The 1,977-nt window shown below is 73.9% G+C and carries 3 protein-coding genes; 2 read left to right on the top strand and 1 reads right to left on the bottom strand.

Annotated features, from left to right (window positions below; all coding sequences use genetic code 11):
* Positions 1 to 23: 23 nt before the first annotated feature.
* Together ROTAS13_RS23745 and ROTAS13_RS23750 are read left to right on the top strand one after the other, a co-directional pair.
* Positions 24 to 179 carry a TrmH family RNA methyltransferase gene (locus ROTAS13_RS23745; RefSeq protein ID WP_256371408.1) on the top strand — a complete coding sequence of 52 codons (156 nt, stop codon included), beginning with the start codon at positions 24 to 26 and terminating at the stop codon, positions 177 to 179.
* A gap of 114 nt (positions 180 to 293) precedes the next feature.
* Positions 294 to 1,388: a tripartite tricarboxylate transporter substrate binding protein gene (locus ROTAS13_RS23750; RefSeq protein WP_083755696.1), complete on the top strand. Its 1,095-nt coding sequence runs from the start codon at positions 294 to 296 to the stop codon at positions 1,386 to 1,388.
* Between the two features lie 102 nt (positions 1,389 to 1,490).
* Here the strand turns inward: ROTAS13_RS23750 and ROTAS13_RS23755 are convergent, their stop codons facing one another.
* The gene (locus tag ROTAS13_RS23755; RefSeq protein ID WP_019459618.1) at positions 1,491 to 1,817 is read right to left on the bottom strand and encodes a YnfA family protein; all 327 of its coding nucleotides are present in this window, start codon (positions 1,815 to 1,817) and stop codon (positions 1,491 to 1,493) included.
* Between the last annotated feature and the right edge of the window lie 160 nt (positions 1,818 to 1,977).

Here is a 1,977-nt window from a genome sequence, read left to right on the forward strand (position 1 = left end):
GGGAACTGCCGCGCGGGCGGCCTATCGCCCTCGTGCTGGGCAACGAGGAACAGGGCGTCGCCCCGGTCACCGCCGGGGCCTGCGCCGCGCGGGTGACGCTGCCGGGCTCCGGCCGGGTGGAAAGCCTCAACGTCTCCGTCGCCGCGGCGGTGCTGATCCACAGCCTCTCGGCGCGCTGACCTGTCCCCTTGCCGTCCCCCTGCCGCCTGCGCGGTGGCCGCGGCCGGTACGGGTCTTGCAGGCGGACCGGGCTGCTGCGAGGAGGAAGCCGCATGAACCCCGGGAGCCGAGCGATGACCCCGCGCCGTCGCGCCATGCTGATCCCCCTGGCGGCCCTGCTGCCCCGCCCCGGCGGCGCCCTGGCCCAAGGGGTGAACCAGGGGGTGAACCAGAGGGCGCCCCAAGGGGGTGCTCCGGAAGCGTCCCGGGACGCGGCCTCCCCGTCGGTGCCGCCCGCCACGCCCGAGGAGAGCTTCCCGGACCGCCCTCTCCAGATGATCGTGCCCTATGTGGCCGGCGGTGCGGTGGATATCCTCGGACGCCTCCTGGCGGAACAGGTGCAGCCCGCCCTGGGCCAGCCGGTCCAGGTCGAGAACCGTGGCGGGCTGGGCGGCAACCTGGGTGCGGAGGCCGTGGTCCGCGCGCCGAAGGACGGCTACCGGCTGCTGCTCGGCTCGGCCACGATCCTGGCGGCGAACCGCTTCCTGTACCGCCGTTCCATGAGCTTCGATCCGCTGAAGGACCTCGCCCCGATCACCCGTGTCGCGTCCGGAACGCTGGTGCTGGTGGTGCGGGCCGACCGCAGCTGGAAGAGCTTCGCCGACCTCATCGCCGCGGCGAAGGCGGCGCCCGGGAAGATCACCATGGGCTCCTCCGGCACCGGCACGGTGAGCCACCTGACACTGGCGGCGCTGCAAAAGGCGACCGGAGTGGACATCACCCATGTGCCCTATCGCGGCGGCGCCCTGGCGATCCGCGACCTGCTGGTGGGCAACGTGGACATGATGTTCGACGTGGCGCCGGCGATCCTGCCGCACCTGCGCAGCGGCGAGTTCCGCGCCCTGGCGGTCGGCTCGGCCAGGCGCGTGACCGGCGTGCCGGAGCTGCGCGACGTGCCGTCCATGGAGGAGCTGCTGCCGGGCTCCGGCATCGACGCCCAGGCCTGGTACGCGGTGCTGACCACCGCCGGCACCGCCCCGGACCGGATCGGTCGCCTCTTCGCGGCCTTCACCGGCCTCGTGCGCTCGGAAGCCTTCCGCGACCGCGTGGTGCCGGAGGGCCTGACCCCTGTCTGGGACGACAGCCCAGCCACCTTCGCGGCCTATCTGCAGACGCAGACGGAATACTGGCACCGGCTGGTGGAGGCCTCGGGCGCGACGCTGGACTGATCCAGGCGTCACTGCTGCCGTTTCGCGTCCCGGGGGACACCTTCGCCTCTTCCCCGGCCTCTTGCCCCTCCTGGGGGCCGCCGCCAGGCGCAGCGCTCCCGGTCAGCCGCTGCGTGGCGCGAAGAGGATCACGGCGCTGCCGAGGAGGCAGAGGGCGCTGCCGGCAAGGTCCCAGCGGTCGGGGGCCACGCCTTCCATGCCCCAGAGCCAGAACAGCGAGGCGGCGATGTAGATCCCGCCATAGGCCGCATAGGCGCGGCCTGCCGCGCTGCTGTCCACCAGCGTCAGCAGGAAGGCAAAGGCGGCGAGGGAGGCCATGCCCGGCAGCAGCCAGAGCGGGCTCTGTCCCAGGCGGCGCCAGGACCAGAAGCTGAAGCAGCCGGCGATCTCCGCCAGGGCGGCCAGGAGGTAGAGGAGGATGGAGGCCATGCCGCCCCGCTTGCCAGCCGCGCCCGCGGGGCGGAAGGGCCGGTGCCGTCAGGCGGAGCGCGCCCGCTCCAGGGCGGGATGGAGATGCGCCGGGAGGCTGGGGCGCAGGACCGGCCCCCGGACCGATCCGGGGCCCCGGGTCCGGTTCCGCCCTTCGGCC

The organism is Roseomonas sp. TAS13, from assembly GCF_001950415.1.
Lineage (GTDB): Bacteria > Pseudomonadota > Alphaproteobacteria > Acetobacterales > Acetobacteraceae > Roseomonas > Roseomonas mucosa.

Coding starts and splice junctions, on each gene's coding strand:
- ROTAS13_RS23750 (WP_083755696.1), top strand. CDS start 294: ATGACCCCGCGCCGTCGCGCCATGCTGATCCCCCTGGCGGCCCTGCTG.
- ROTAS13_RS23755 (WP_019459618.1), bottom strand. CDS start 1,817: ATGGCCTCCATCCTCCTCTACCTCCTGGCCGCCCTGGCGGAGATCGCC.